The sequence below is a fragment of the Bradyrhizobium sp. CCBAU 45321 genome (assembly GCF_028128975.1).
Classification (GTDB): domain Bacteria; phylum Pseudomonadota; class Alphaproteobacteria; order Rhizobiales; family Xanthobacteraceae; genus Bradyrhizobium; species Bradyrhizobium yuanmingense.
Window position 1 is genome coordinate 198,445 of record NZ_LFKZ01000129.1, and the last position, 26,549, is coordinate 224,993.

A 26,549-nucleotide genomic window follows, 5' to 3' on the forward strand; every position below is an offset into this window, starting at 1 on the left:
AAAGCGGGCCGCATGAATGCCTCGCCCTCCCCTTCCGTCCCGCCGGCCGGCTCGGCCGGGATCGGCGCACTGCGGACGCTCGTGGGCGGGCCGCTTCCTGCGGTGATGGGCGTGCTCAACATCACCCCGGATTCCTTCTCCGACGGCGGCGAGTTCACCGCGCCGGCGCGGGCGCTGGAGCGGGCGCGGGCGATGATCGCCGCCGGCGTCGACATCATCGATATCGGCGCCGAATCCACCCGGCCCTACAAGGGCGCCCGGCCGGTCACGGCGGCGGAAGAGCTCGCGCGGCTGAAGCCGGTGCTATCGGACGTCGTGGCGCTCGGTGTGCCCGTCTCGATCGACAGCATGAAGGCGGAGGTGGTGGCCTTCGCGCTCGACCAGGGCGCGGCGATCGCCAACGACGTTTGGGGCCTGCAGCGCGACGCCGGCATGGCACCGCTGATCGCCGCCAGGGGCGTTCCGGTCATCGTCATGCACAACCGCGACAGCGTCGATCCCGCCATCGACATCGTCGCTGATATCAAGACATTCTTCCTGCGCTCGCTCGATATTGCCGCGAAGACAGGCATCGCGCGCGAAAAAATCGTGCTCGATCCCGGGATCGGCTTCGGCAAGACCGCCGAGCAGAGCATGACCGCGCTGGCGCGCTTGCGCGAGCTCGACATGTTCGGCCTGCCGATCCTGGTCGGCGCCTCTCGCAAACGCTTCATCGCCTCGGTGTCGCCGTCCGAGCCATCGGAGCGGCTCGCCGGCTCGATCGCGGCGCATCTGGTCGCCGCGCAGCGCGGCGCCAAGATCATCCGGACCCATGACGTCGCCGAAACCCTGCAGGCCCTGCGGGTGGCGCAGGCCATCGAGAGCAAGCAATGACCGACACGATCTTCGTCACCGGCCTGTCGATCCATGCCCGCCACGGCGTGATGGATCACGAAACCGAGGTCGGCCAGCGTTTCGTCATCGATCTCGAGCTCTATACCGACCTGTCCGAGCCTGCGCGCAGCGACCGGCTCGCGGACACGGTGTCCTACGCCGATGTCGTGACGACGACGACGGCGGCGTTCAAGAATACCAATTACAAGCTCCTGGAGCGCGCGGCCGGCGCGGTGGCCGATGCCATCCTGTCGCACTTTCCGCGCATCCGCGCCGTGAAGGTCACCGTGCACAAGCCGCACGCGCCGATCGCCGCGATCTTCGACGATGTCGGCATCGTGCTGACGCGCTCGCGGCATCCCTAGCATGGCGAGCGTGCTGATCGCACTTGGCGGCAATGTCGGCGACGTCCGCACGACGTTCAAGAAGGCGATCGCGCATATCTGCGGCATGGCACAGGCGGCGCTGATCGCGCGCTCGTCCGACTATGCCACCCCGCCCTGGGGCGACGAGGACCAGGATCCCTTCATCAATGCCTGCATCGAGATCGAGACCAGCCTCGATCCGCATGCGCTATTGTTCGTGCTGCAGAAAGTCGAGCAGAAATTCGGCCGCACGCGCGAGAAAGACCGGCGCTGGGGCCCGCGCACGCTCGATCTCGACATGATCGCCTACGACGATGTCTCCTTGCAGAAGCCCGATTTGACGCTGCCGCATCCGCGCCTGTTCGAACGCGCCTTCGTGCTGGTGCCGCTGGCCGAAATCGCACCTGACCGCGTGATCTCAGCCATTCGTGTGCGTGACGGGCTCGCCAGCGTCTCGACGCAAGGGATTGAGCGGCTTCCGGATACCGGTTAACCAAAAACAACCGTTTGCAGGAACGGTCCGCCATGGCAATTTCGCCTGCGAATAACAAGATTTTCGGGAGCCCCGCGCCGCATGACCTCCGTGACTGACGACCTGCCGCTGGCGGCGGATTTTCCCAAGGCCACGCCTGAGGACTGGCGCAAGCTGGTCGACGGCGTGCTGAAGGGCGCGCCGTTCGAGAAGCTGGTCGGCAAGACCTATGACGGCATCAAGATCGAGCCGCTCTATCCGCGCGCGAAGGGCGTTGTGCCGGTGATGGGCCGACCGCCGGCTGCGCCGTGGCAGATCGTGCAGCGGATCGACCATCCCGATGCGGCGCTCGCGAACGCGCAGGCGCTGCAGGATCTGGAGAACGGTGCGAGCGGGCTTGCGCTGGTGTTTGCCGGCGCCAATGGCGCGCGCGGGTTCGGCCTGGAACCGTCGGCCGAGGCGGTGGCAAAGATCCTGAAAGACATTCACCTCGACGCCGGCATCGGCATCGAGCTCGAGATCGGACCGCAATCGCGGATGGCCGCGATCCATGTCGCGGAATATGTGAAGAGCAACGGCCTCGATCCCGGCGCCTGCAACATCCGCTTCGGGCTCGACCCGCTCGCGGCGGGCGCGGTGTGGGGCCACAGCCCCTATACCTGGGACGAAGTTGCCCCTGCGATTACGGGCGCCATCAAGGGCCTCGCCGGGCTCGGCTTCAAGGGGCCGTTCGCCTCCGCCGACGGCCGCGTGATCCATGATGCCGGCGGCTCGGAGGTGCAGGAGCTCGCATTCGTGCTCGCCTGCGGCCTCGCTTACCTGCGCGCGATCGAAGGCGCGGGCATTCCGCTGGAAGCCGCGCAGGACATGGTCTATGCGCGGCTCGCCGCCGATGCCGACCAATTCCTGACCATGGCCAAGTTCCGCGCCCTGCGGCTGCTATGGGCGCGCATCGAGACCGCTTGCGGGCTGGCGCCGAAACCGCTGTTCATCGCGGCCGATACCGCCTGGCGCATGCTGACGCAACGCGATCCCTACGTGAACATGCTGCGCGCGACCATGGCGGCGTTCGCCGCGGGACTGGCCGGTGCCAATGCCATCACCGTGCTGCCGCATACGCTGGCGCTCGGCCTGCCCGATCCGTTCGCGCGGCGCGTGGCGCGTAACACGCAGCTTCTGCTGCTGGAAGAATGCAACCTCGCCAAGGTCAGCGATCCCGCGGCGGGGGCTGGCGGCATCGAGACGCTGACGGCGCAGCTGTGCGATGCCGCGTGGGCACTGTTCCAGGAGAGCGAGAGCGCCGGTGGCGCGTTCGCGGCGCTTCAGCAGGGTGTGTTCCAAAGCAAGGTCGCGGCCACGCGCAAGGCGCGCGAGGCCAATATCGCGAAGCGCAGGGACATACTGACCGGCGCCAGCGAGTTTCCGAACCTGCACGAGAGCGAAGCCACTGTCCTGAAGGCAGCGCCGATCGCGCTTCCGCCCTACGGCGAACAGACCTACAAGTTCGAGGCGCTGCCTCCGATCCGTCTCGCGGAACCGTTCGAGGCGCTGCGCGACAAATCCGACGCGAGTTTGAAGGCGCGGGGCGCACGGCCAAAGGTGTTCCTGGCCAATCTCGGCACGCCCGCCGATTTCACCGCGCGCGCAACGTTCGCGAAGAGCTTTTTTGAGGCGGGCGGCATTGAGGCCACAGGCAGCGAGGGCTTTGCCGATTCGGCCAAGCTGGCCGCGGCCTTCAAGGCCTCCGGCGCCGAGCTGGCCTGTCTGTGTTCCAGCGACAAGGGTTATGCGGAACACGCCGAGGCCGCGGCAAAGGCCCTGCAATTGGCCGGCGGGCGACATATCTACCTGGCGGGCCGGCCGGCCGAGGCCGAGGCGGCGCTGCGAGCCGCCGGCGTCACGGGCTTTGTCTTCGCCGGAGGCGATGCGCTTGCGGCACTGCAGGACGCCTACCGACGGATGGAACAGCGATGACCGACACCAGCAAACCCGTTCTCACCGGCGGCTGCCAATGCGGCGCCGTGCGATTTGCGGTCATGACGGCGCCGACCAGGATTTCGATCTGCCACTGCCGGATGTGCCAGAAGGCGAGCGGCGCGCCGTTCGCCTCTTTGGCCGACATCAACAAGACCGATTTCGCCTGGACCAAGGGCAAGCCGTCGTTCTTCCGCTCCTCCTCGATCGCCGATCGCGGCTATTGCGCCGCCTGCGGCACACCGCTGAGCTTCGGCCGCATCGACGGCGACCGGATCGAGATCATGACCGGTACCTTCGATCGCCCTGACCGGGTGGTGCCGACGCGGCAGTTCGGCATCGAATCCCGCCTCGGCTGGGTCGTCGGCATCGCCAATTTGCCGAGCCAGACAACGCAGCAGAATTACGGACCGGAGAAGATGGCGACCATCGTCAGCCATCAGCATCCGGATCATGATTGAGGCGGTCCATGTTTCAACTGCTCGGACAAGCGTTGCTCGGTCTGGCAGAATGGAAGACTGAAAAGCTGCTCGCATGGCTGCTCTGGGACGGGACCGGCCGAGTGACTCAGAGCCGCCTGGACGATCCCGTTTACAAGAAGAATGTGCAAAAGCTGATCGAGCGCAATCGCAGGTTTGAGGATTCCAAGGAATGACCCGCATTCCCAATTTCGCCGAGGTCGCTTTCGAGCGAGCTGCAACTGCCACCCCTGCCGGCAGCGCCGAACCGTGGCTGACGCCGGAGGGCATTCTGGTGAAGCCCGCTTATGGCGAGGCTGATCTGGCCGGGCTCGATTTTCTCGAGACCTATCCGGGCATCGCGCCGTACCTGCGCGGCCCCTACCCGACCATGTACGTCAACCAGCCCTGGACGGTCAGGCAATATGCCGGCTTCTCCACGGCGGAGGATTCCAACGCGTTCTATCGCCGCAATCTCGCGGCGGGGCAAAAGGGCCTCTCTGTCGCCTTCGACCTTGCCACTCACCGCGGCTATGACTCGGATCATCCGCGCGTCGGCGGCGATGTCGGCATGGCCGGCGTTGCCATCGATTCCATCTACGACATGCGCACGCTGTTTGCAGGGATTCCGCTCGACCAGATGAGCGTGTCCATGACCATGAACGGCGCGGTGCTGCCGATCCTCGCGCTCTATGTCGCCGCTGCCGAGGAACAGGGCGTGCCGCCGGAGAAGCTGTCGGGCACCATTCAGAATGACATTCTAAAAGAGTTCATGGTGCGCAACACCTACATCTATCCACCCGCGCCCTCGATGCGGATCATCTCTGATATCTTCGCGTACACCTCTCAAAAGATGCCGAAGTACAATTCGATCTCGATCTCCGGCTATCACATGCAGGAGGCCGGCGCGACGCAGGATCTCGAGCTCGCCTATACGCTGGCCGACGGCGTCGAATATTTGCGCGCCGGCCTTGCCGCAGGCCTCGACGTCGACCGCTTCGCGCCGCGCCTGTCGTTCTTCTGGGCGATCGGCATGAACTTCTTCATGGAGGTTGCCAAGCTGCGCGCGGCGCGCCTGCTTTGGGCGAAGCTGCTCAAGCCGTTCAATCCGAAAGACCCGCGCTCGCTGTCGCTGCGCACGCACAGCCAGACCTCGGGCTGGTCGCTGACCGCGCAGGACGTCTTCAACAACGTGATGCGTACTACGGTGGAAGCGATGGCGGCCACGCAAGGCCACACCCAATCGCTGCACACCAACGCGCTCGACGAGGCCTTGGCGTTGCCGACCGATTTCTCGGCGCGCATCGCCCGCAACACCCAGCTCTTCCTGCAGCAGGAGAGCGGCACCACCCGCATCATCGATCCCTGGGGCGGCTCGTATTATGTCGAGCGGCTCACGCGCGACCTCGCCGCCAAGGCCTGGGGCCACATCCAGGAGGTGGAGGAGCTCGGCGGCATGGCGAAGGCGATCGAGGCCGGCGTGCCGAAGCTGCGCATCGAGGAGGCCTCGGCCAAGACGCAGGCACGTATCGATGCCGGCAAGCAGGCGGTGATCGGCGTCAACAAGTACAAGCCAACCGACGAGGACAAAATCGAGATCCTGAAGGTCGACAACACCAATGTGCGCCGGCTTCAGATCGACAAGCTCAAGCGGCTGAAGGCCGAGCGCAACCAGCAGGAGGTCGATGCCGCCCTCGCCGCGCTGACGCGCTCGGCCGGCGAAGGCAACGGCAATCTGCTGGCGCTCGCGATCGATGCGGCACGCGCCAAGGCGACCGTCGGCGAGATCTCGGACGCGATGGAGAAGGTGTTCGGCCGGCACCGCGCCGAGATCAAATCCATCACCGGCGTCTACAAGCGGGAGGCGTCCAGCATGGGCACCCAGGTCGAGAAGGTTCAGGCGCTGATCGACGCCTTCGAGGAGGCCGAAGGCCGCCGCCCGCGCATCCTGGTCGCCAAGATCGGCCAGGACGGCCATGACCGCGGCCAGAAGGTGATCGCGTCGGCGTTCGCCGATATCGGCTTCGACGTCGACATCGGGCCGCTGTTTGCCACCGCCGACGAAGCCGCGCGGCAGGCGGTCGAGAATGACGTGCACATTCTCGGCGTCTCCTCGCTGGCCGCCGCCCACCTCACCGCTGTGCCGGAGCTGAAAGCCGCGCTGAAGAAGCAGGGCCGCGACGACATCATGATCATCGTCGGCGGCGTGGTGCCGCCGCAGGATTACGATGCGCTCTATGCCGCCGGCGCCGAGGCGATCTTCCCGCCCGGCACGGTGATCGCGGACGCCGCCGAGGAGCTGATCCGCAAGCTGAACGCCCGGCTGGGGCATAGCGAGGCGGCGGAGTAGATGATAGACTGGCCGTGTGACGGCCAGGTGTGTCCATGACGCGTGACGAAATCGTCGCTGCGATACGCAAGAACGCGGATGCCATCAGAGGCAAGGGCGTAGCAAAGCTTGCCATCTTCGGCTCGCGAGCCGGCAACGATTATCGGCCTGATAGCGATATCGACGTGCTCGTCGAGATCGAGCCGGACACCTCGTTTTCCCTGCTCAACTTGATCGATGTCGAGCACATCATCGAGGATGCGACTGGCTTGCAAGCACAGGCAACTGTTCGCCGCTCCATTTCTCCCCGCTTTGCGGAGCGGATCGCGGACGATATTGTCGAAATATTCTGACGCTCACGCAGGAGCACTAACCTTGAAGTTCATCGCCGGTTTGAGCGTCGCCCTGGCGCTGAGCGCAACATGTGCGTTTTCCGCCCACGCCGCCGATCCCAAACCCGATACGATCGTCAAGACCAAGAGCATCGAAGCGCGCGTCTTCCTCGGCGACAGGATCAAGGCGGATGCGGCGCTGGCGGCGGACTGCCTCGCGGAGGGCAAGAAGTGGCTCGACAAGAATGGCGCGGAAGCCGCTGCCGCGCACAAAGCGGACCCGCAGTTCTTCAAGGAGGGCGGCTGGGAGTTCGAGCGCAAATATGAAATCCGCTCCGTGGTTGCCGACCGGTATGTCAGCGTCCTGCGCAACGACTACATGAACACAGGCGGCGCGCATCCCAACTCGGACGTGAACACAATCCTGTGGGACAAGGCCGCGAACAAGCGCATCTCGATCCGCCCGTTCTTCACCGAGACCGCCGATGGCGGCCCCACTATGAAGGCGATGGTGAAGGCCATCATCGCTTCGATCAAGGACGAGAAAAAGAAGCGCGGCGCCGGAGAGACCGCGACCGACGAGTGGTTCAAGTCCGTGGAGCCGCGCCTCCTCAAGATCGGCGCGGTGACGCTCGGGCCCTCCACCGCGGCCGGCAAGAGCTCCGGCCTCACCTTCCACTATCCGCCCTATGCCGTCGGTCCCTACGCCGAGGGCGAGTATGTCGCCTTCGTGCCGTGGGAGACGCTGAGGCCTTACCTCACGGCCGAGGGCGCCCGCATCTTCGGCGGCGCGCGGCCCAAGGGCGACGCGGACGAGCCGTGAGCTCAGGCTAACGGGATCGCGGACGGGTTCGGGCCAGCGTCCGCGCGAGGGAATCCGTCCAATCGGGAATCCAGGAGGCAAACAACGCTTTCCAGCGCTCGGCGTCCGCAGGTTCAGTTTCGAGCGCAACCGACCATTCGATGAAGGTTCGGTTGCCCTCGATGATCGGACGCAGGTGCATGGTGCCTTGGTAGCGCGTCGGCGCCGGACTCGGGCCGCCGTCGTCTTGCGGATAGGGTATCGCTTCGAGACCGGCATAGGTCAGGCTGTGCTGGTCGTCCGAGTGACCGACCAGGCGCTGGCGGATCCAGTTTCCGAGATAGCAGAAGCGCCTGACGGCGCCGACTTCATCGCCGCGCCTGTTGTCTTCGATCTCGCTCTCGCTCACGCCGTCGATATAAGCGGGGTAGTTGTTGAAATCGCGGATCAGGGACCAGACGTCGTCGAGCGGGTGGTCCAGCACGGCGCTGTAATAGGCTTGGGTCATCGGTGGCTTGCCTTTGGTTTCGTTGCGCGCAGAGGTTGGCCAGGCGCGCGGACAAAACCCACCCGATTTCCGACCGCCCGTTCGAGGAGGCGTCTGCTTTCACACAACATGGCCTTCCGGTTGGTAGCGCTACCTTGCGGCGGCGACGCAAAGCCGACTAGAATGCCCGAGTTGACAAGAGCGCCCGGCATCACGGGCGCCGCTGGGAGGGATTCAATGTCCAAGATTTCACGCCGCACCTTTGCGGCTTCCACCGCCGCTATCGCGGCCTCCGCCGCTTTCGGCTTCAAGCCCGCACTTGCGCAAGCCTATCCGGCCCGGCCGGTCACCGTGATCGTGCCCTGGGGCGCCGGCGGCGGCACCGATGCCACCGCGCGCATCGTCGCAGCACTGCTGGAGAAAGACCTCGGCCAGCCCTTCAACGTGGTCAACCGCACCGGCGGCTCCGGCGTGGTCGGCCATAGCGCGATCGCGACCGCGCAGCCCGACGGCTACACCATCGGCATGCTGACCGTCGAAATCTCGATGATGCACTGGCAGGGCCTCACCGACCTGACGCCGAAGAGCTACACGCCGCTGGCGCTGATGAACGAGGATCCGCCCGGCATCCAGGTCTCCTCCTCCTCGCCCTACAAGACGGTCAAGGAGCTCGCCGACGCGATCAAGGCGGCGCCTCCGGGGAAGTTCAAGGCCTCCGGCACCGGCCAGGGCGGCATCTGGCATCTGGCGCTGGTCGGCTGGATGCAGGCGATGGGCCTGCCCGCCAACCAGGTCGCCTGGGTGCCGTCGAACGGCGCGGCACCCGCAATGCAGGATCTCGCGGCCGGCGGTGTCGATCTCACCACCTGCTCGGTGCCGGAAGCGCGCGCCATCATCGAGGCCGGCAAGGCCAGGAGCCTTGCCATCATGGCGCCCGCGCGCAATCCGGTGTTCAAGGACGTGCCGACGCTGAAGGAGGCCATGGGCATCGACTACGCAACCGGCGCCTGGCGCGGCATTGCGGGGCCGAAAAATCTGCCGCCGGAGATCGCAACCAAGCTCACCGCCGCGCTGAAGAAGGTCTACGACTCCGCCGAGTTCAAGGACTTCATGAGCAATCGCGGCTTCGGCACCGTGTGGGGCGATGCGGCCCATTTCGCGGGCTTCATGGACAAGGGCGACGCCCAAATGGGCGAGGCGATGAAGGCCGCGGGCCTGAGCAAGGCGTGATCCGCACCTGCGACGCCTTGATCGGGGTGCGAGGAACTCTCCGCGAGTCCATCTCTCACCTCCCCGGCGGAGACTCCCCCTCACCCCAACCCTCTCCCCGCAAGCGGGGAGAGGGAGCGCACCTCCTGTAGGACTCCCCTATGCGTCTTCCCGACTCCGTCACGGGATCGTTTCTCGTCGCGCTCGGCGCGGCTGCCGCCTATGGCGGCTACATTCTGCCGCCGGTGCCGGGGCAGCCGGTCGGCCCCAATGTATTTCCGCTGGTGATCGGCTGCGGCCTTGCACTGTGCGGGCTCGCGATCGTGTTCGGGATCGGCCGTTCCTTCGAGGAGGAGGAAGAGCTGGTCCCGTTCGAGGACGGCCAGGCGGCTGCCCCGCCGCCGCAGGGCAAGCTCTACGGCCTGCGCGCGCTGCTGCCGCCGGCGCTGCTGCTGTTCTACGTTCTTGCCGCCGACCGGCTCGGATTCATCATCACCGCGGCGATCATGGTCTACGTGACCTCGACCGCGCTCGGGGCGAAGTTGAAGCTGGCGCTGCCGCTCGCGATGCTCTCGCCGTTCGCCATTCATCTCATCTTCGGCAAGCTGCTCCGCGTGCCGCTGCCGGTTGGCCTGCTGCCGACGCCCTGGTGATCGATGTTGAAGACCCTGATTGATGCGTTCGCGCTGATCTCCACCTGGGAGGTCATCATCTCCATGTTCGCAGCCTCCGTGTATGGGCTGGTAATCGGCTCGCTGCCGGGCCTGTCGGCGACGATGGCAACCGCCCTGCTCGTCCCCGTCACCTTCTATCTGTCACCGATCGCGGCGATCGCGACCATCGTGGCGGCGTCCTCGATGGCGATCTTCTCCGGCGACATTCCCGGCGCGCTGCTGCGTATCCCGGGCACGCCCGCATCCGCGGCTTACGCGGATGAAGCCTACGCCATGACGCGCAAGGGCCAGGCCGAGCTCGCGCTAGGCGCCGGCGTCTGGTTCTCCGCGGTCGGCGGCATCGCCGGCGTGCTGTCGCTGATGATCCTGGCGCCGCCGCTCGCCGAGATCGCGTTGTCGTTCTCGACCTTCGAATATTTCTGGTTGGCGCTGCTCGGCCTGATGTGCGCCACCTTGGTGGCGCGTTCCTCGCCCGTCAAGGCGATCGCCGGCATGTTCATCGGCCTGCTCGTCGCCTGCATCGGCATCGAGAATCCCGGCGGCGTCCCGCGCTTCACCTTTGGGCTTACGGACCTGTTCGGCGGCATCGAGCCGATCCCGGCCCTCGTCGGCGTGTTCGCGGTGGCGCAGGTGATGCGCGCGATGCTGACGCCCGAGCCGCCGCCGCTGCCGCGGCGCAAATTCGGAAGCATCATGGCCGGCCAGTGGAAGCTGACCAAGCTCTATCGCTGGCAGATGACGCGCGGGAACATCGTCGGCATCATCATCGGTGTGCTGCCCGGCGCCGGCGCCGACATGGCCGCCTGGGTCTCCTATGCGATGTCGAAACGCTTCTCCAAGGAGCCGGAAAAGTTCGGCACCGGCCATGTCGAGGGCCTGGTCGAGGCCGGCGCCAGCAACAATGCCAGCATCGCCTCGGGCTGGGTGCCTTCGCTGCTGTTCGGCATCCCCGGCGACACCATCGCCGCGATTGCGATCGGCGTGCTCTACATGAAGGGGCTCAATCCCGGCCCGACGCTGTTCACCGAGAAGGCGTCGAGCATGTACGCGATCTATCTGATGTTCATCATCGCGAATATCCTGATGATCCCGCTCGGCATCGCCATGATCCGCGTCGCCACCTACATCCTGCTGGCACCACGCTCGGCCATCATGCCGATCATCATGCTGTGCTGCGCGGTCGGCTCGTTCGCGATCGGCAACAACATGTTCGGCGTCGTCACCGTCGCCGCTTTCGGCGTGATCGGCTATGTCATGGAGACGAACGGCTATCCCGTCGCCGCCATGGTGCTCGGCATCGTCATGGGCACCATGGTGGAGCAGGCTTTCGTCACCTCGCTGATCAAGTCGGACGGCAGCATTCTGCCGTTCTTCGAGCGTCCGGTCGCGGCCATCCTCGCCGCGATGGCGATCGGCGCGCTGCTCTGGCCGGTCATGGTGTGGATCTGGCGCAAGGTGAAACAGCCGCAGACCGCCGCGGCAACGACCCGGTGATATCGGGCGGGCGGGCCTCGCCTGCCCCGCCTCGCCGTTGTAAAGCAGAGGCATGACTGAGAAGAAGGCCTCGCTCGACATCAAATCCCTCGCCCGTGACGTACGCGCCGGCAGTCGTGCGGCCCTCGCCCGGGCCATCACGCTGGTGGAGAGCCGGCGCAGCGACCACCAGGCACTGGCGCGGGAGCTGGTGCAGATGCTGCTGCCCGACACCGGCAAGGCGTTTCGCGTCGGCATTACCGGTTCGCCCGGCGTCGGCAAATCCACCACGATCGATGCGCTGGGTACGTATCTGATCGATCAGGGCCACAAGGTCGCGGTGCTCGCGGTCGATCCGTCCTCGGCGCGCAGCGGCGGCTCGATTCTCGGCGACAAAACCCGGATGGCGCGGCTGTCGGCGTCTGGAGACGCCTTCATCCGCCCCTCGCCCTCCTCGGGCACGCTCGGCGGCGTCGCGGCGAAGACGCGCGAAGCGATGTTGCTATGCGAGGCCGCCGGCTTCGGCGTCGTGCTGGTGGAAACCGTCGGCATCGGCCAGTCGGAGACCGCCGTCTGCGACATGACCGACTTCTTCCTCGCCCTCATGCTGCCGGGCGGCGGCGACGAGCTGCAGGGCATCAAGAAGGGCCTGGTCGAGCTCGCCGACATGATCGCGATCAACAAGGCCGACGGCGACAATTTGAAGCGCGCCAAGATCACCGCGGCCGATTATCGCGGCGCGCTGCATATCTTGGCGCCGCGGTCCGAGCATTGGCATCCGCCGGTCGAGACCTATTCGGCGCTGACCGGCGACGGCATCGCAAAGATCTGGCAGAAGGTTCTGGATCACCGCAAGGCGATGAACGCGTCCGGCGATTTCGCCGCGCGGCGGCGCGAGCAGCAGGTGAAGTGGATGTGGTCGATGCTGGAGCAGCGCATGCTGGCACGGCTGCGCAGCGAGGCCTCGGTGCGGAGCAAGGTCCGAAAGATCGAGGCCGAGGTCGCCGATGGCCACCTCACGCCGGCGCTCGCCGCCGAGCAGATGCTGGAGTTGCTGCAATGAGCGACAAGCTCCGCATTCTTCTCACCGGCTTCGGTCCGTTTCCCGGCGCGCCCTACAATCCGACCCAGCCGCTGGTGGCGCGGCTGGCGCAATTGCGCCGGCCCGCGCTCGACGATGTCGCGCTCTCGAGCCACATTTTTCCGGTCACCTATGCCGCGGTCGACCGGCAATTACCCGACGTGCTCGCTGCGCAAAAGCCCGACGCGCTGCTGATGTTCGGCCTCGCCGCACGCACGCCTTACCTGCGTATCGAGACGCGGGCGCGCAACGCCGTCACCATGCTCTGGCCCGACGCCGCCAACACCCGCTCGACCAAGCGCGGCATCGCCGGCCATGCCGACGCGATGATGTTCGGCCCGCACACCGCAAGGCTGCTGCGCGCCGCGCGCCTCACCGGCATCGACGCGCGTGCCTCGCGCGACGCCGGCGCCTATCTCTGCAACTACTTGAGCTGGCGCGCGATCGAGCGCGTGAAGGCGGGCGGACCCAGGCTTGCGGCGTTCATCCACATTCCCCTGCTCGCACGCAGCGGCGGCGTGCGCCGCAAGGGCGCGGCCCGCATCACGCTGGAGGAGCTGGTGGATGCGGGGGAAGCGATGCTGATGGAGATGGTGCAGTTGGCGCGCAAGGCGCGGAACACGCCGGCCTCGTAGGGTGGGCAATGCGAAGCGTGCCCACGTCTTCTGTTACTGCCTCGGACAGGTCGTGGGCACGGCGCAAGCGCGCCTTTGCCCACCCTACGGCACCGTCTTTTGCGTAAACATTTAACCCTACCGCGAACAATCCTCACGGTCCTCGCCCTGCTGCGCTACGAAACCGCTGCGGACACCTCCCGCGTCCGCCGGAGGACGCGTCATGAACCTCAATCGCCGTCATCTCATCGGGGCTTCGACCGCCGGCATTGCCGGTGCGCTGGCCATGCCGGCCGATGCCGCGCGCGCCGCGCCGCTGACGTCGCTGCTCGGCCGCGATGCCACGCAATATGGTGTGCGGCCCGGCAGCAGCGAGGACCAGACCCGCGCGCTGCAGCGTGCCATCGACGAGGCCGCGCGGGCGCAATTGCCGCTCGCCTTGCCACCCGGCGTGTACCGGACCGGTCTGTTGCGGCTGCCGAACGGCGCGCAGCTGATCGGCGTGCGCGGCGCGACCAAGCTCGTCTTCACCGGCGGCGCCTCGGCGATCCAGAGCGACGGCTCCGATGCGATCGGCCTCACCGGCATCACCTTCGAGGGCGGCGGCATCCCGCTGCCGCCACGGCGCGGCCTGATCCACGTCCTCGGCGGGCGCGACGTGCGCATCAGCGAATGCGCTATCGCGAGCTCGGGCGGCAGCGGCATCTGGCTCGAGCAGGTCGCGGGCGACATCTCCGGAAACATCTTCAACGACATCGCGGTGACGGCGGTCGTGTCGTTCGACGCCAGGGGCCTCAGCGTCTGCCGCAACACGATTCTCGGCACCAACGACAACGGGATCGAGATCCTGCGCACCGCGATCGGGGATGACGGCACGCTGGTCGCCGACAACCGCATCGAGAACATCAAGGCCGGCCCCGGCGGCTCGGGCCAGTTCGGCAATGCCATCAACGCCTTTCGCGCCGGCAACGTGATCGTGCGAGGCAACCGCATCAGGAATTGCGACTATTCGGCGGTGCGCGGCAACTCGGCCTCGAACATCCACATCAGTGGCAACAGCGTCAGCGACGTGCGCGAGGTGGCGCTCTATTCCGAGTTCGCATTCGAGGCTGCAGTGATCGCCAACAACATTGTGGACGGCGCGGCCGTCGGCGTCTCGGTCTGCAATTTCAACGAGGGCGGCCGCATCGCAGTGGTCCAGGGCAACATCATCCGCAACCTGATCCCGAAGCGGCCGATCGGGACCGCGCCCGACGACGATGCCGGTGTCGGCATCTACATCGAGGCGGATTCTTCGGTGACCGGCAACGTGATCGAGAACGCGCCGTCCTACGGCATCGTCGCCGGCTGGGGCAAATATCTGCGCGACGTCGCGATCACGGGCAACGTGATCCGCAAGGCGCTGGCCGGCGTCGGCGTCTCCGTCGTGCCGGGTGCCGGCACCGCGCTGGTCAACAACAACATGATCTCCGAAACGCCGCGCGGCGCCGTGGTCGGCCTCGATCACGCCCGCGCGGTGACGTCGGATCTATCGGCCGACGGCGCACAACGTTTTGCGCAGCTGGTGGTCGGCGGCAATGCGGTGCGGCGCTAGAAGGCGTTCCGGAGCAGCGGGTACTTCGCTTCCAGGCCGTCGAGGCTGAAAGTGAATTCGACGACGCGCTCGGGGGCGGCGACGATTTCCTCGGCGGGCGGGGCGAACTGCGGCAGGAGCGCCGCCATCGCTGCGGGCGCGGTCTTCGGCGGCTTCGCGGCGGGCACGGGCGGCCTCACTTCCGGCGCGGCGAATGGCCGTGTTGCGGCCGGCTCCGCGAGCGACGATCTCACGGCAGGCGCAGTGAACGGTGCCTTCGCAGCGGGCGCCCTGAGCGGCGGCATCTCGGCAGGCGCGGTGAACGACGGCCAAGCTACGGGCATAGCAAGCGGCGCGATCGGGGCTTCGGTGATCTCCGCGAGCACGTCGGGCTTCGGATCGAGCCTGACCGGCGTGGTGGTCTCGGGGGCGATGTGAACGGCCTTTGGCTGCAAGGTCTTGGGCTGCATCGTTTGCGCCTGCTGCTCGCGCGGCGCCATGCGAGGCATCGTCGCCGGCGACCAACCGAATGCCGGCGTCACGCTCGCAGCCGCCTCGGCGACATCGCCGCCGGTCGCAAGCGCGCGCCAGGTCTGGACGGCGCGCTTGGCTTCCTGGATGTTTTCAAGGAAGGCAATCTCGGAATGATACCGGCGCCAGCGGCCGGTCTCGAACATCTCGGAGAGATGTTGCAGGCGCTGCTCGGCGAGAGCGCACCAGCGCGCTGCGATGTCGCGGCCGACGGCCACGGCATGAATTGACTCTTGGCGATGTGTCATGAACCAGCCCGTCAGGAGAAAACACGGACGCGGGGGACGCAACGCACACGAATCAATTTAGACGCGACAAGAATATTTTGTGGAAAAGTTTTGACTTGTCCAGCAACGACGCAACGCTCGTCGTCAAATACCGTAGTCGTGCGGTGATTTTCCGTGTTTTCGAGTCAAGCTTCGCACAAGCATGACGGAGTTGCGGCGGGACGCCCTCGCGGCGGCGACCGAAGCCACGGCGATCTTCAACTGCAAGATGAACGGATGTGAAGCTTCGAAAAATCGGACGCCAGATTCTTGTCTTGACGCGTTTTCTTCACGCGAACCGGCACCCACTTCGCTCGAAAACGCTCTGAAAAGAAGAGACCCGTCCGGGGGGACAACCGGACGGGTCGAGCCATATGGGCGCTTGGGGTGGATGGGCGCTCGCGCCTGATATGACTGATGGGGAGGGATGACCGCTCCCACATCAGTTGGTCGTGGCAGCGGACTGAACGTTCAAATGCGCGGCTTGATTTTTTAACCTTTGGCGTGAGCGTAAAGTTGTCGCAGCGACTATCGCGCCGGCGGCCTATCTGCCTGAGAAACCGCGGGTTTATCCTCCGCGCTCGACAGCGAGGTTTGCTCGATCGCGCGTGCGCCGGGCTCCTCGCGACGCTTCGGAGCATCTTCACGTTTTGTTGTACCGGGGGCAGCAGCGACCGGCGTCGTGCTATCGGCGGGAACAGCCATGACGGCGGCAAACGCGTCGGCCTGGCCGTCGCCGAAGAGGTCGTCACGCCCGGGCGAGCCGAGGTCGCGTGCGGTCTTCACCAGCGTCATGCGCAGCGCTTCCGGCTTGAGTGCGTGGTTGCGCTCGAGCAGCAGCGCCGCGACGCCTGAGACATAGGCGGCCGAGAACGAGGTTCCCGATGTCACCTGGTATTTACCGTCGGGTGCCGGCAGGAAGATGTCGACGCCGGGGGCCGCGACGGCGATGTAGTTGCCGCGGTTGGAGGCGGAGAACAGCCTGTCCTGCCGATCCGTCGCGCTGACCGCAATCACGTTGGGGTTGGCCGCCGGATAGAGCGGCGGCGATTTCGCCCCGGCATTGCCGGCGGCGGCGATCAGGATGAGACCACGCGCGGCCGTCGCCGCGATCGCGCGCTCGATCACCGCGTCCTTCGGGCCGGCAAAGCTCATGTTGACGATCTGCGCGCCGTGCTCGGCGGCGTAATTCAGGGAACGCAGGATGATATAGGACGAGCTCTCCGCACCGCCATTGGCACCGCCGAAGGCGCGGATGGCGATGATGCGGGCCTCGGGCGCGCTGCCCATCAGACGGGCATGGGCCGCGATCGCCCCGGCGATGCCGGTGCCATGGACGTGCGGCCCTTCGGCACTGCCGAGCGCGTCGAAATTGTCGGCGACGGAATTGGCGAGCTCGGGATGCCGGGCGTCGATGCCGGAATCGATCACGGCGATCGTGACGTTGGCCCCGTGCGCCAACGTATGCGCCTGAGGCAGGCGCAGCTTTGCCAGCGCGTATTGCGCAGGATCGCCCTCGGTGGCGGCCGACGATTTCTGGTCCTGGAGCACGTAGCGGAAGTTCGGCTGCAGCGAGCGCACGCTGCCGTCGGCCGCGAATTCGCGCCGCACGGTCTCATAGGGCCGGCCGTCGGCGATGCGGAACAGGCCGAACGTGGCTCCGATCAGCGGGAAATTCTCGGAAGCGAGGCGGGTCAGGCCGTGGCGACGCGCCAGCTCGTCGGCCTCGGCCGTCGACAGCGCGCCGTCGATCTCGGCGACGAATTCGCCTGCGAAGCTGCGCGAGATCAGCGCCACCGGCGTGTTGTTCCCGCGCCCTTTGCCGGCGCTCTTCTTGCCGGATTTTCCAGTGCCCTCGCCGCCCGCGTTCGGCTGCGCCAGACATTCGCCGTCGCCGCTGCGATAGGGCGCGGTGCAGGCCGGATAGAGGTTCGGCGAGTAACGTGCATAGGGCAGCACCGGCGTCGTCGGCCGGATGCGCGACGTCGTGGGAATAGTCGCCATCGTCCGCGGGCCGCGGCCAACGCTCACCGCGCGCGCAGCGATGTTCGGGCTGACCCGCGGGGTGATGTTTGGAGAGACGGTCGGCGTGCGCGAGGGAACGCTGATCGTCGGCGTGCGCATGATCGCCTGCGCCTGCGCAACTTCCACGCCAAAACAGAAGGCGACCAGAAGCGCAACGCCGACGGATGAAGCGCGGGCCCCAGTGCGCACCCTGCTCTCGGATTTGCCCGTCATCGGCTCGGCGGCGCGCCTAGGGCGCCGCGACGGCGAGGTTGACGAACTTCTCGCGCTGCATCCTGCCGAGCAGCGAAGCGAGCTCGTCCTGGTTCATCGCCTTGTCGAACTGGAGGCGGAACATGCCGCCCTTGGCATCGCCGATGATCGAAGCCTGGTAGCTGTCGAGCAGCGCGGTGATGTCGGCGACGCGCGCCTCAGGGGTGAAGCGCACCAGCGCGCGCGCCGGCGCGGCGGCGCTACCAAGCTCGCGCGTGATCGGTGCGCTGGTCGAGAGCGAAGCGGTCTGGAAGGTCGCCGGCTGGTTCTTCATCAGCACGGCGCCGATGATGCCGGCCTGCAGCACGAGCGCGACGGCACCGAGGCTCGCCGACCACGCCAGCGTGCGCGGCGACAAGCTCGCGAAGAAGGTCGAGATACGCGCCGACAGCGGCAGCGAGCCGCTGGCCCTCGCCGGCTCGGCATCGATCGCGGCGAACAGCTTCTGCATCGCGCGCGCCGACGGAGCGCCAAGGCTCTCGTTCAGATGAATGGTCTCTTCGTACTCGCCCCGGATCGCCGCATATTGCTTCGCCAGGTCCGGATCGCGCGCCAGCGCTTCCTCGACACGGCGCGCATCGCGCGCGTTCAGCGTGCCGGCAGCGTGCCAGGGCAGCAGCAGTTCAATTTCACTGGGCTCTTGCTCCAGCATCTTCTTGCTCAAAGCCATCATGGCCAGCCTCGCTCGACGCCGGCTGCCTTCAGCAGTTCGGCCAGTTTCTTGCGCGCATAGAACAAGCGCGTCTTCACAGTGTTCTCCGGTATCCCGACGATTTCGGCCACCTCTTCCACGGACTTCTCGTGGTAGTAGACGAGATCGACGACTTCCCGATGATCCGGCGAGAGGCCCGTCAGACACTCCCGCAACGCCTCACTGGTATCCTTCTTCTGCACCACCGTTTCCGGATCGTCGGACGTATCCTCGATCGCGTTGGCGGCGTCTTCGTCCAGCTCGAAATCCTTCCTGCGCCGGAGCGCAGACAGGGCCTTGAATCGGGTGATTGCCAGCAGCCAGGTGGAAACGGCAGATCGGCCCTCGAATTTGCCGGCTTGACGCCAGACGTCGAGAAACACCTCGCTGATGAGGTCTTCCGCCGCCTGCTCGTCCCGCACGAGCCTCAGCCCGAACCTGTAAACCCTGACATGGTGCCGCCCGTACAGCACCTGCATGGCGAGCCGGTCACCTTGAGCGATCCTGGCGATCAGGATCTCGTCTGAAGCCGCCTGTGTCGCGCTCAATGGCCGTCTCGCAAGGTTGGTCGGGTCGATGCGGTGGACGGTTCGATGTGGGGGGCAAAATTGTTGAACCTACCGCAGTCATACGGGGGCTTGTGTGAGCTACCCCACATACGGGCATTTTTCCTGTCCCACCCGTGGTGGTCAGCGTCGCTCATCCGAATCGGTACCATAATACTGCGATATTCCCTGCGGGATGCCTGCCCGGACATAGGCAGGCCGGCCTCATCCGGTTCCATAGCAGCCCTGCACCACTTTTGTCGCGCCAAGCCTTGCTTCGGCTCGACCGCAGCGCACACGATGCGTGATCATCGGTAAAATTCTCACGCTAGATGATCGCCTTGTTCCCTGCTGCACGGTTCGGATTCGATTTCAAAGGATACCAAACCTAAAGGCTTGCCACGTAGGTTTTTACGCTGACATGCACCATTGGCGGGACCATGGATACGGCCGCGACGTCCTTTCCGGAGAGGAATGCCGCAGAGGTCGCGGATCTCGTCCTCGCGCCCGAGACGACGGCTCCCGAGGTCAAGGCGCGCCGCGTCTGGCAGCGCCGCCAGATGTATATCGGCCAGGTCGCGAGCTATTCGCTGGGCGGCGCGGTCCTGCTGCTCTACGCCTTTGACGGCGCGGTCTCCGTGGCCGTTCCGACGCTGTTCTGGCTCGGCGGCCTTCTGATCATCGGGACTTTCACGGTGCTGTCGGAGGCCGGTTTCGGCGACCGTTTCGACGATCATTACCTCACCGTCTATCAGATCTCGGCGCATATGGCGCTGCAACTGGTGTTCCTGCTCGCGGTGCCCACCATCGGGGTCGCGTTCCTTGCCGTATTGTTTCTGATCTTCGCGTTCGGCACGCTGCGGATGACGTCGAGCCAGGCCATGCTCACCTGGGGCCTCGCCACCTGCGGGCTCACCGTGGTTTTCCTGGGATCGGACCTGCCGATCGGACTGCCGGTCGCGACCCGGCTGCAGCGGACCGCCTCGATGCTCTGCTTCGTGCTGGTGATCGGGCAGTGCGCCTTCCTCGGCCTGTTCGGCGCCACGTTACGCAAGATCCTGTACAAGCGCAGCATCGAATTGAAGGCCGCCTATCGACGCATCGAGGAACTGGCCGAGCTCGACGAGCTCACCGGCTCCTACAACCGCCGCTGCATCATGCGGCTTCTCGACACCGAGATCGAAAAGTCGCGGCGGGCATCCACGCCCTTCGCGATCGCGCTGATCGATCTCGACTGGTTCAAGCGCATCAACGACGCTTACGGCCATCCCATTGGCGATGAGGTGCTGCGCACCTTCGCGATCACCATTTTCGCCAACATCCGCCCGGCCGACAGTTTCGGCCGCTACGGCGGCGAGGAATTCCTGCTGCTGCTGCCGGATACGTCGGGTGACGTCGCGCTCCGCACGCTCGAGCGCCTGCGCGGCATCGTCGCCGATCTCGACTGGGGCGCGTTCTCCCTCAGCCTGCGGGTGACCATTTCCGCGGGCGTCGTGACGCTGCGCGACGTCGATACTGCCGACACGTTTCTCGCGCGTGCCGACAGCGCGCTCTATTCCGCCAAGGCGCAAGGGCGCAACTGCATTGCAACGAGCTGACCGATCCATTTTTCTCCGGCACGACAGACGCCGCTGCCGGGCCGAACGCTCCAGGACAGAGCAATGAGATCCAATTCCGCAAGACCATCCGAAAGCCTGCTCGAGGAGTTGCAGGCTGCCCTCTCGCACGGCACCGTCGCGCGCCGGGTGGAGACGCTCCGCCGCGTCACCGATCTCTTCGTGGGCAACGCGGTCGACTATTCCGACGACCATATCCGCGTGTTCGACGACGTGTTCCAGTGCCTGATCGAGCAGATCGAGACGTCGGCCAAGGCGCTGCTCGCCGAGCGGCTCGCGCCGATCGCGGCTGCGCCGCCGCAGATCATCCGCACGCTCGCGCTCGACGAGGTGATCGAAGTCTCCGGCCCCGTGCTGTCGAAGTCGGAGCGGCTGGATGAGGCAACATTGGTCGAGATTGCGCGCACCAGGGGCCAGGCGCATCTCAAGGCGATCTCGCTGCGGCGGACGCTGTCGGAAGCGCTGACCGACGTGCTGGTGGCGCGGGGCAATGAGGACGTGGTGCAATCGACGGTCGGCAATCCGGGCGCGCGGTTCTCGGAGGAGAGTCTCGCCGACCTCGTCGTCCGCGCCGAGCGCGACGACGACCTCGGCGGCTGCATCGGCCTGCGACCCGACCTGCCGCGGCATCACTATCTGAGGCTGGTCGCCAAGGCATCCTCGAGCGTGCGCAGGAAGCTCGCGGCTGCGCATCCCGAGCTCGCGGACGAGGTGTCGAGGGCCGTCGAGGAAGCGGCCCAACGGGTTCGCGCCGTCGCCAGGACGAAACAGACGGAGATGGCTCGCGCGCTGGTGAAGTCGCTGCACGAGGACGGCCGCCTCAACGAGCTCCAGGTCGCCACCTTCGCCGAGCAGGGCAAGTTCGACGAGACCAATGCGGCGCTGGCCGCACTCGCGGGGATCGCGGTCGAGACCGCCGAGACCATGATGATCGAGAGCCGCACCGAAGGCGTGATGATCCTCGCCAAGGCCGCGGGCATGCAATGGTCGAGCGTGCGCGCCATCATCGCCTTGCGCGAGAAGCTCTCCGGCGGGTCGCAGACCGACATGCTGAAGCTGCGCGACACCTATGAGGCGCTGCGCTCATCGACCGCGCAACAGGTGCTGCGCTTCCACCGCATGCAGTTGCACGCGACGCCGGCGGCGTGAAGCCGGCGCGGCTAAAGCGCGATGAGATTTGGATGAATCGTCATCGCGCTTTAGGTTGTTGGTTGCGCATGATCTTTCCGGAAAACCGCTTCGCACTTTTCCGGATCATGCTTTAATACCGCAACACCCTCGATCCGACCGCCGCGCCGATCGCCGTCACCAGCGCGGTCGCGAGCGTGTACCAGGTCGCGACGAACAGCGGGGAATCGTCGGTGCAGTGCGAGGCATAGAGAGTCGCCGCAAGTCCCGCCGACACCAGCCCCGCGAGCGCTCCGGCGAGCGCGGGACGAGACGGCGCGCCGTGGCGCAGGCCGAACAGCGCCCCCGCAAGCAGTGGCAGCGCCATTGCGGGGATCGCGACCATGCAGACCCTGGAGTTCTTACCCACCAGGCGCATCGTCATCGGCATCGCCGGCGCCATCATCGCCTCGCTGCCAATCGCCACGGCGAGCAGCCCGACGGGAAGCAGCAGCAGCAGCCAGCCCCAGCCGCGCAGCAGGGCTTCGGGACGCGACAAATGAAGGCTGACGATGATGGCGGGGATTGCGAGCGACAACGTCACCGCGAACTTCATGTCGAAGAACGGGTTGCGCATGGCGCTCATGACGTCGGCGCGCACGCCGAAGAACGTCGCAAAGATCAGGATCGACAGCGGCGCAGCCACCAGCAGGGCCATGCTCAGCACGGCGCCGACGCGGGGCGCGCGGTGCGGATTGTCGGCGGCGAGCGAGCGAATGAGTTGATCGGTGTCCATGATCAATGGTCCCGCAATTTGGCGGTCAACGCCGCAAGTCCGCGATGCAGCGCGACCCGGACCGCACCCTCGCTCATCGACAACCTTGCCGCCGTATCCTTGATCGAGGCGGCCTCGACCGCGATCGATTGCAGCACGTCGCGCTGACGCTGCGGCAGGGTTCCGAGCTGGGCGGCGACCTCGCCGGCCGAAGCGGTGTCCTGCGGCGCCTCGCCCGGCAGCGTCTCGGCGAAATCGTCGATGTTGACGAACACGCGCCTGCCGCGCCGCCGGAGCGCATCGATCAGCTTGTTGCGGCCGATCGCAAACAGCCAGGGCGCGAAGGGGGCTTCGCTGTCCCAGGTATGCCGCTTCAGATGTACCGCCAACAGAATCTCCTGCACGATATCCTCGGCCTGGTCGGGCGGCTGACCCGCCCGCGCCAAGCCACGCCTCGCGGCGGCCCGCAGCACCGGCGTGACTGCCTTCAACAGACGATGATACGCCGCATCATCGCCAGCCATGGCCGACCGCATCAGGCCGGTCCATTCGTCCTCACGTCCGCGCACGCGCGCCCCTCACCATGCAATTCGGCCGCTCGTTCAATTTGTTACGCGGGCGCCAAAATTATCACGAATTCGTGATCAAGATCCGGGCCGCGCGACCGATGCGGCCGCAAACATCTGCGACGGCTCTTAACACCGATCGGTGCGTCCTGCATCGGGCGGGCGGCTTGGGGAGGCGGTCTGCCGCGTTTTTGCCGGGTGTGGCCCGAAGATTCCCATTTTCTGCCCCGCTGTCGTCACGCCCCGGGGTCTCTGTTTGCTGCCGGGACGGGCGGAATTGGGGAGATCGTCGACATGATGAAAACCAGCGCGCGCGCGGCCCTGATCGTTTTGGCCGGGCTTGTCTTGCTGTCCGGGGGCCTCGCACAGGCGGCGCCGAACGCGGCAGCAGGCAACAAACCGGAGAGCGCCGACAAAGGGGCCGATACGGCCAAGCAGCGGCGCCACGAGTCGCGCCGCACCGACAGCAAGAAGACGGTGCAGAAATCCGAGGACAAGGCGGACAAGAAGGACACGGCGGCCAAGCCCGACGAGGCCAAGAAAGACAAGACCGACGGTCAGGTCCCAGCCTGGAGCCAGCTGGCCCCGGAGGTCGCCAACGCCAATGCGCAGCTCGCCGCCGACACTCCGACTGCCGCGGCAGCCTCCGCGATGACGAACCGCGCCAACGACAACGTCCAGGCAGCCGCCGATAATACCAGCGCCGAGAACCCCGAAAGCCAGGTCGTCGCGCCCGATCAACTCAACGACATCGATCGGGCCTTGCAGGAGACCCCGCCGCCGCAGAAGGCGGTGATCGCCGCAACCGAGGCGCAGCCGCGGCCGGCGCCGGTGATGGCCAGCAGCCAGCAGAGCTCGGCCTGGGACCAGAGCTCCCTGATCGGCAAGATCTTCATCGGCGTCGGCACATTGCTGACCCTGGCCTCCGCCGCGCGCATGTTCATGGCCTGATGGCCGGTTCCGCCGGGACGCGCCCCCGCGCGCGTCCCGCGTCCGGCCCCCTTGAAGGCATCCGCGCCAGCGGGCACATTGCCCGCTCAATCGAAAGCGTGGGTGGAGCATGAGCACGTTCGAACACATCATCGTCGAGAGCGTCGGCGCGGTCGGCATCGTCAAGCTGAACCGGCCGAAGATGCTCAACGCGCTCTCGTTCGGCGTCTTCCGCGAGATCGCAGCTGCGGTCGACGATCTCGAGGCCGATGACGCCATCGGCTGCATCGTCGTGACCGGTAACGAGAAGGCCTTTGCCGCCGGCGCCGACATCAAGGAGATGCAGCCCAAGGGCTTCATCGACATGTTCTCCGAGGATTTCGCCGCGATCGGCGGCGACCGCATCGCGCGCTGCCGCAAGCCGACGATCGCCGCGGTCGCCGGCTACGCGCTCGGCGGCGGCTGCGAGCTTGCCATGATGTGCGATTTCATCATTGCCGCCGACACCGCGAAGTTCGGCCAGCCCGAGATCACGCTCGGCACCATTCCCGGCATCGGCGGTACCCAGCGGCTGACGCGCGCGATCGGCAAGTCCAAGGCCATGGACCTCTGCCTCACCGGCCGGATGATGGACGCCGCCGAAGCCGAGCGCTCCGGCCTGGTCAGCCGTATCGTACCCGCCGACAAGCTGATGGACGAGGTCATGGCGGCCGCCGAGAAGATCGCCGCGATGTCGCGCCCTGCGGCCGCGATGGCCAAGGAAGCGGTGAACCGCGCCTTCGAGACCACGCTTTCCGAAGGCATGAGCGTCGAACGCAACCTGTTCCATTCGACCTTCGCGCTCGAGGACCGTTCGGAGGGCATGGCGGCGTTCATCGAGAAGCGCAAGCCTGTGAACAAGAACCGGTAGCGCACGAGCCGGTCAGGCCAGTGTAAGGCTCTGGCGCTTTCCCGCGCACAGCCTGTGACGCGCCTGCAACAAGCACGGAATACATGGGAGTTTTGCCCGCGGCAGTTTGCCTGCGGGACCTCGGCTGGCTAAACAGTTAAGAGGCCATCGTCGGCGGGGGGCGGACAGCCGGGGTTAAGCGGGATTACATGATTGGGCGTACCGCCAGAGCTGGTCGCGGGGTGACGCGACGTCGATCGGGCGCGGGTCATGTGCTTGCGACATGGACCACGCTGGCGCTCTCTTGCGCCCTTCCCTCCGTGGCATCGGCCGAAGCCCTGCCGGACGCCTTGGCAAAAGCCTATCAGACCAATCCGCAGCTCAATGCCGAGCGTGCGCGCCAGCGCGCCACCGACGAGAACGTGCCGCAGGCGCTGGCCGGCTACCGGCCGCAGATCGTGGCGAGCCTCAGCGCCGGCCTGCAATCGGTGCGCAATCTGTTGCCGGACAACACCATCCAGACCGGCAATCTGAAGCCCTGGATCATCGGCGTCACCGTGACGCAGAGCCTGTTCAACGGCTTCCGCACCGCCAACGGCGTGCGGGCCGCCGAGCTCCAGGTGCAGTCGGGCCGCGAAGCGCTCCGCAATGTCGGCCAGGGCGTGCTGCTCGATGCGGTCACCGCCTACACCAACGTTCTCGCCAACCAGTCACTGGTCGAGGCGCAGCGCTCCAACGTCGCCTTCCTGCGCGAGACGCTCTCCGTCACCCAGCGCCGGCTCAATGCCGGCGACGTCACGCCGACCGACACCGCGCAGGCCGAGGCCCGCCTCAATCGTGGCCTTGCCGATCTCAACGCGGCCGAGGTCGCGCTTGCGGTCAGCCAGGCCACCTATGCGCAAGTGATCGGCAATGCGCCCTCGCAGCTCAGGCCTGCCGAGGCCGTCGACCGCTATCTGCCGAAGAGCCGCGAGGACGCCATGACGATGGCGATCCGCCAGCATCCGGCGGTGATGGCCGCCAGCTTCGACGTCGATGTCGCCTCCACCAACATCCGCATCGCCGAAGGCACGCTGCTGCCGAGCGCAACCATCCAGGGCAGCGCCAGCAAGAGCCGCAACAACGACCCGACGCTCGGTACCTTCGCCGAGGATCAAGCCTCGATCGTCGCCAACGTCACCGCGCCGATCTACGACGGCGGCCAGGCCGCGGCGCAGACCCGGCAGGCCAAGGAGATCACGGCGCAGAGCCGCCTCGTTCTCGACCAGGTGCGCAACCAGGCGCGCACGGCGGCGGTCAGCGCCTGGGTCGCCAATGAAGGCGCCAAGGTCACGGTCTCGGCCTCGGAATCCGAGGTGAAGGCGGCCACCGTCGCGCTGCAGGGCGTGCAGCGCGAGGCGGCCGGCGGCCAGCGCACGACGGTGGACGTTCTGAACTCGCAGGCCGACCTGATCCAGGCCAAGGCCCGCCTGATCGGCGCGCAACGCGACCGCGTGATCGCCTCCTACACGCTGCTCAGCGCCATCGGCCATCTCGACGTCAAGACGCTGAACCTGAACACGCCGGACTACCTGCCCGAGGTGCATTACCATCAGGTCCGTGACGCCTGGCACGGCCTGCGGACGCCGTCGGGGCAGTAG

27 protein-coding genes are annotated in these 26,549 nt (G+C 66.4%); 20 read left to right on the top strand and 7 right to left on the bottom strand.

Going from position 1 to position 26,549, the window contains the following annotated elements; translation table 11 throughout:
* Positions 1–12: 12 nt before the first annotated feature.
* From folP to ACM43_RS30825, 9 genes are all read left to right on the top strand, one after another.
* On the top strand, positions 13–873 hold the full coding sequence (gene folP, locus ACM43_RS30785) for a dihydropteroate synthase (RefSeq protein ID WP_271545241.1): 861 nt from the start codon (positions 13–15) through the stop codon (positions 871–873).
* On the top strand, positions 870–1,238 hold the full coding sequence (gene folB / locus ACM43_RS30790; protein WP_271545242.1) for a dihydroneopterin aldolase: 369 nt from the start codon (positions 870–872) through the stop codon (positions 1,236–1,238). The genes folP and folB overlap by 4 nt, the downstream gene beginning before the upstream one ends.
* 1 nt (position 1,239) lies before the next feature.
* Positions 1,240–1,731, top strand: a complete 492-nt coding sequence (gene folK / locus ACM43_RS30795; RefSeq protein WP_271545243.1) for a 2-amino-4-hydroxy-6-hydroxymethyldihydropteridine diphosphokinase — start codon at positions 1,240–1,242, stop codon at positions 1,729–1,731.
* An 81-nt stretch (positions 1,732–1,812) separates the two neighbouring features.
* Positions 1,813–3,684, top strand: coding sequence for a methylmalonyl-CoA mutase family protein (locus tag ACM43_RS30800; RefSeq protein ID WP_271545244.1), 1,872 nt, complete (start codon positions 1,813–1,815; stop codon positions 3,682–3,684).
* Positions 3,681–4,145 carry a GFA family protein gene (locus ACM43_RS30805; RefSeq protein ID WP_057027174.1) on the top strand — a complete coding sequence of 155 codons (465 nt, stop codon included), beginning with the start codon at positions 3,681–3,683 and terminating at the stop codon, positions 4,143–4,145. Before ACM43_RS30800 ends, ACM43_RS30805 begins: the two co-directional genes overlap by 4 nt.
* A gap of 8 nt (positions 4,146–4,153) precedes the next feature.
* The gene (locus ACM43_RS30810) at positions 4,154–4,339 is read left to right on the top strand and encodes a hypothetical protein (protein ID WP_157281468.1); all 186 of its coding nucleotides are present in this window, start codon (positions 4,154–4,156) and stop codon (positions 4,337–4,339) included.
* Entirely contained in the window at positions 4,336–6,492 is a 2,157-nt protein-coding gene (gene scpA, locus ACM43_RS30815; RefSeq protein WP_271545245.1) for a methylmalonyl-CoA mutase, read from the top strand. Before ACM43_RS30810 ends, scpA begins: the two co-directional genes overlap by 4 nt.
* Positions 6,493–6,527: 35 nt before the next feature.
* Positions 6,528–6,824 (top strand): nucleotidyltransferase family protein, encoded by a 297-nt coding sequence (locus ACM43_RS30820; protein WP_109144401.1) that lies wholly within the window; start codon positions 6,528–6,530, stop codon positions 6,822–6,824.
* Between the two features lie 31 nt (positions 6,825–6,855).
* The gene (locus tag ACM43_RS30825) at positions 6,856–7,626 is read left to right on the top strand and encodes a DUF3298 and DUF4163 domain-containing protein (protein ID WP_404546272.1); all 771 of its coding nucleotides are present in this window, start codon (positions 6,856–6,858) and stop codon (positions 7,624–7,626) included.
* 7 nt (positions 7,627–7,633) lie between these two features.
* Here ACM43_RS30825 and ACM43_RS30830 read toward each other — a convergent pair whose 3' ends face one another.
* A complete protein-coding gene (locus ACM43_RS30830) occupies positions 7,634–8,113 on the bottom strand; it encodes an SRPBCC family protein (protein WP_271545247.1) in 480 nt (159 codons plus the stop codon).
* A 216-nt stretch (positions 8,114–8,329) separates the two neighbouring features.
* Between ACM43_RS30830 and ACM43_RS30835 the strand changes: the two genes are divergently transcribed.
* The 6 genes from ACM43_RS30835 (at position 8,330) to ACM43_RS30860 (ending at position 14,737) form a co-directional block, all read left to right on the top strand.
* Positions 8,330–9,322, top strand: a complete 993-nt coding sequence (locus tag ACM43_RS30835) for a tripartite tricarboxylate transporter substrate binding protein (RefSeq protein WP_128262639.1) — start codon at positions 8,330–8,332, stop codon at positions 9,320–9,322.
* Positions 9,323–9,462: 140 nt separating this feature from the next.
* On the top strand, positions 9,463–9,954 hold the full coding sequence (locus tag ACM43_RS30840) for a tripartite tricarboxylate transporter TctB family protein (protein ID WP_157281456.1): 492 nt from the start codon (positions 9,463–9,465) through the stop codon (positions 9,952–9,954).
* A 3-nt stretch (positions 9,955–9,957) separates the two neighbouring features.
* The gene (locus ACM43_RS30845; protein ID WP_057027170.1) at positions 9,958–11,469 is read left to right on the top strand and encodes a tripartite tricarboxylate transporter permease; all 1,512 of its coding nucleotides are present in this window, start codon (positions 9,958–9,960) and stop codon (positions 11,467–11,469) included.
* A 52-nt stretch (positions 11,470–11,521) separates the two neighbouring features.
* On the top strand, positions 11,522–12,511 hold the full coding sequence (gene meaB / locus ACM43_RS30850; protein WP_271545248.1) for a methylmalonyl Co-A mutase-associated GTPase MeaB: 990 nt from the start codon (positions 11,522–11,524) through the stop codon (positions 12,509–12,511).
* A complete protein-coding gene (locus ACM43_RS30855) occupies positions 12,508–13,164 on the top strand; it encodes a pyroglutamyl-peptidase I (protein WP_271545249.1) in 657 nt (218 codons plus the stop codon). The genes meaB and ACM43_RS30855 overlap by 4 nt, the downstream gene beginning before the upstream one ends.
* Before the next feature lie 202 nt (positions 13,165–13,366).
* Positions 13,367–14,737 carry a TIGR03808 family TAT-translocated repetitive protein gene (locus ACM43_RS30860; RefSeq protein WP_271545250.1) on the top strand — a complete coding sequence of 457 codons (1,371 nt, stop codon included), beginning with the start codon at positions 13,367–13,369 and terminating at the stop codon, positions 14,735–14,737.
* Here ACM43_RS30860 and ACM43_RS30865 read toward each other — a convergent pair.
* The 4 genes from ACM43_RS30865 to ACM43_RS30880 all read right to left on the bottom strand — a co-directional run bounded on the left by ACM43_RS30865 (position 14,734) and on the right by ACM43_RS30880 (position 19,029).
* Positions 14,734–15,465 carry a TIGR03809 family protein gene (locus ACM43_RS30865; RefSeq protein WP_271545663.1) on the bottom strand — a complete coding sequence of 244 codons (732 nt, stop codon included), beginning with the start codon at positions 15,463–15,465 and terminating at the stop codon, positions 14,734–14,736. The genes ACM43_RS30860 and ACM43_RS30865 overlap by 4 nt on opposite strands.
* Before the next feature lie 576 nt (positions 15,466–16,041).
* Positions 16,042–17,751, bottom strand: a complete 1,710-nt coding sequence (locus ACM43_RS30870; RefSeq protein ID WP_271545251.1) for a S8 family serine peptidase — start codon at positions 17,749–17,751, stop codon at positions 16,042–16,044.
* 16 nt (positions 17,752–17,767) lie between these two features.
* Complete coding sequence (locus ACM43_RS30875; RefSeq protein WP_271545252.1) at positions 17,768–18,463, bottom strand: hypothetical protein; 696 nt, start codon at positions 18,461–18,463, stop codon at positions 17,768–17,770.
* Entirely contained in the window at positions 18,460–19,029 is a 570-nt protein-coding gene (locus tag ACM43_RS30880; RefSeq protein ID WP_271545253.1) for a sigma-70 family RNA polymerase sigma factor, read from the bottom strand. The genes ACM43_RS30875 and ACM43_RS30880 overlap by 4 nt, the downstream gene beginning before the upstream one ends.
* A 437-nt stretch (positions 19,030–19,466) precedes the next feature.
* Here ACM43_RS30880 and ACM43_RS30885 point away from each other — a divergent pair, with 437 nt between their 5' ends.
* Together ACM43_RS30885 and ACM43_RS30890 are read left to right on the top strand one after the other, a co-directional pair.
* Positions 19,467–20,624 carry a GGDEF domain-containing protein gene (locus tag ACM43_RS30885; protein ID WP_271545254.1) on the top strand — a complete coding sequence of 386 codons (1,158 nt, stop codon included), beginning with the start codon at positions 19,467–19,469 and terminating at the stop codon, positions 20,622–20,624.
* Positions 20,625–20,687: 63 nt separating this feature from the next.
* The gene (locus ACM43_RS30890) at positions 20,688–21,791 is read left to right on the top strand and encodes a DUF2336 domain-containing protein (protein WP_271545255.1); all 1,104 of its coding nucleotides are present in this window, start codon (positions 20,688–20,690) and stop codon (positions 21,789–21,791) included.
* A 112-nt stretch (positions 21,792–21,903) separates the two neighbouring features.
* Here the strand turns inward: ACM43_RS30890 and ACM43_RS30895 are convergent, their stop codons facing one another.
* On the bottom strand, positions 21,904–22,545 hold the full coding sequence (locus ACM43_RS30895; protein ID WP_271545256.1) for a DUF1109 domain-containing protein: 642 nt from the start codon (positions 22,543–22,545) through the stop codon (positions 21,904–21,906).
* A 2-nt stretch (positions 22,546–22,547) separates the two neighbouring features.
* Complete coding sequence (locus ACM43_RS30900; RefSeq protein WP_036042899.1) at positions 22,548–23,093, bottom strand: sigma-70 family RNA polymerase sigma factor; 546 nt, start codon at positions 23,091–23,093, stop codon at positions 22,548–22,550.
* A gap of 291 nt (positions 23,094–23,384) precedes the next feature.
* On the opposite strand from ACM43_RS30900, the gene ACM43_RS30905 reads away from it, so the two are divergent.
* The 3 genes from ACM43_RS30905 to ACM43_RS30915 all read left to right on the top strand — a co-directional run bounded on the left by ACM43_RS30905 (position 23,385) and on the right by ACM43_RS30915 (position 26,549).
* The gene (locus ACM43_RS30905; protein ID WP_271545257.1) at positions 23,385–24,041 is read left to right on the top strand and encodes a hypothetical protein; all 657 of its coding nucleotides are present in this window, start codon (positions 23,385–23,387) and stop codon (positions 24,039–24,041) included.
* A 109-nt stretch (positions 24,042–24,150) separates the two neighbouring features.
* Complete coding sequence (locus ACM43_RS30910; protein WP_036006037.1) at positions 24,151–24,930, top strand: enoyl-CoA hydratase; 780 nt, start codon at positions 24,151–24,153, stop codon at positions 24,928–24,930.
* A gap of 188 nt (positions 24,931–25,118) precedes the next feature.
* Positions 25,119–26,549: a TolC family outer membrane protein gene (locus ACM43_RS30915; protein ID WP_271545258.1), complete on the top strand. Its 1,431-nt coding sequence runs from the start codon at positions 25,119–25,121 to the stop codon at positions 26,547–26,549.

What these genes read in the sequence shown, in the direction of transcription:
- folP (WP_271545241.1), top strand. Translation starts at nt 13, where the DNA reads ATGAATGCCTCGCCCTCCCCTTCCGTCCCGCCGGCCGGCTCGGCCGGG.
- folB (WP_271545242.1), top strand. Translation starts at nt 870, where the DNA reads ATGACCGACACGATCTTCGTCACCGGCCTGTCGATCCATGCCCGCCAC.
- folK (WP_271545243.1), top strand. Translation starts at nt 1,240, where the DNA reads ATGGCGAGCGTGCTGATCGCACTTGGCGGCAATGTCGGCGACGTCCGC.
- ACM43_RS30800 (WP_271545244.1), top strand. Translation starts at nt 1,813, where the DNA reads ATGACCTCCGTGACTGACGACCTGCCGCTGGCGGCGGATTTTCCCAAG.
- ACM43_RS30805 (WP_057027174.1), top strand. Translation starts at nt 3,681, where the DNA reads ATGACCGACACCAGCAAACCCGTTCTCACCGGCGGCTGCCAATGCGGC.
- ACM43_RS30810 (WP_157281468.1), top strand. Translation starts at nt 4,154, where the DNA reads ATGTTTCAACTGCTCGGACAAGCGTTGCTCGGTCTGGCAGAATGGAAG.
- scpA (WP_271545245.1), top strand. Translation starts at nt 4,336, where the DNA reads ATGACCCGCATTCCCAATTTCGCCGAGGTCGCTTTCGAGCGAGCTGCA.
- ACM43_RS30820 (WP_109144401.1), top strand. Translation starts at nt 6,528, where the DNA reads ATGACGCGTGACGAAATCGTCGCTGCGATACGCAAGAACGCGGATGCC.
- ACM43_RS30830 (WP_271545247.1), bottom strand. Translation starts at nt 8,113, where the DNA reads ATGACCCAAGCCTATTACAGCGCCGTGCTGGACCACCCGCTCGACGAC.
- ACM43_RS30835 (WP_128262639.1), top strand. Translation starts at nt 8,330, where the DNA reads ATGTCCAAGATTTCACGCCGCACCTTTGCGGCTTCCACCGCCGCTATC.
- ACM43_RS30840 (WP_157281456.1), top strand. Translation starts at nt 9,463, where the DNA reads ATGCGTCTTCCCGACTCCGTCACGGGATCGTTTCTCGTCGCGCTCGGC.
- ACM43_RS30845 (WP_057027170.1), top strand. Translation starts at nt 9,958, where the DNA reads ATGTTGAAGACCCTGATTGATGCGTTCGCGCTGATCTCCACCTGGGAG.
- meaB (WP_271545248.1), top strand. Translation starts at nt 11,522, where the DNA reads ATGACTGAGAAGAAGGCCTCGCTCGACATCAAATCCCTCGCCCGTGAC.
- ACM43_RS30855 (WP_271545249.1), top strand. Translation starts at nt 12,508, where the DNA reads ATGAGCGACAAGCTCCGCATTCTTCTCACCGGCTTCGGTCCGTTTCCC.
- ACM43_RS30860 (WP_271545250.1), top strand. Translation starts at nt 13,367, where the DNA reads ATGAACCTCAATCGCCGTCATCTCATCGGGGCTTCGACCGCCGGCATT.
- ACM43_RS30870 (WP_271545251.1), bottom strand. Translation starts at nt 17,751, where the DNA reads ATGACGGGCAAATCCGAGAGCAGGGTGCGCACTGGGGCCCGCGCTTCA.
- ACM43_RS30875 (WP_271545252.1), bottom strand. Translation starts at nt 18,463, where the DNA reads ATGATGGCTTTGAGCAAGAAGATGCTGGAGCAAGAGCCCAGTGAAATT.
- ACM43_RS30885 (WP_271545254.1), top strand. Translation starts at nt 19,467, where the DNA reads ATGGATACGGCCGCGACGTCCTTTCCGGAGAGGAATGCCGCAGAGGTC.
- ACM43_RS30890 (WP_271545255.1), top strand. Translation starts at nt 20,688, where the DNA reads ATGAGATCCAATTCCGCAAGACCATCCGAAAGCCTGCTCGAGGAGTTG.
- ACM43_RS30895 (WP_271545256.1), bottom strand. Translation starts at nt 22,545, where the DNA reads ATGGACACCGATCAACTCATTCGCTCGCTCGCCGCCGACAATCCGCAC.
- ACM43_RS30905 (WP_271545257.1), top strand. Translation starts at nt 23,385, where the DNA reads ATGATGAAAACCAGCGCGCGCGCGGCCCTGATCGTTTTGGCCGGGCTT.
- ACM43_RS30910 (WP_036006037.1), top strand. Translation starts at nt 24,151, where the DNA reads ATGAGCACGTTCGAACACATCATCGTCGAGAGCGTCGGCGCGGTCGGC.
- ACM43_RS30915 (WP_271545258.1), top strand. Translation starts at nt 25,119, where the DNA reads ATGATTGGGCGTACCGCCAGAGCTGGTCGCGGGGTGACGCGACGTCGA.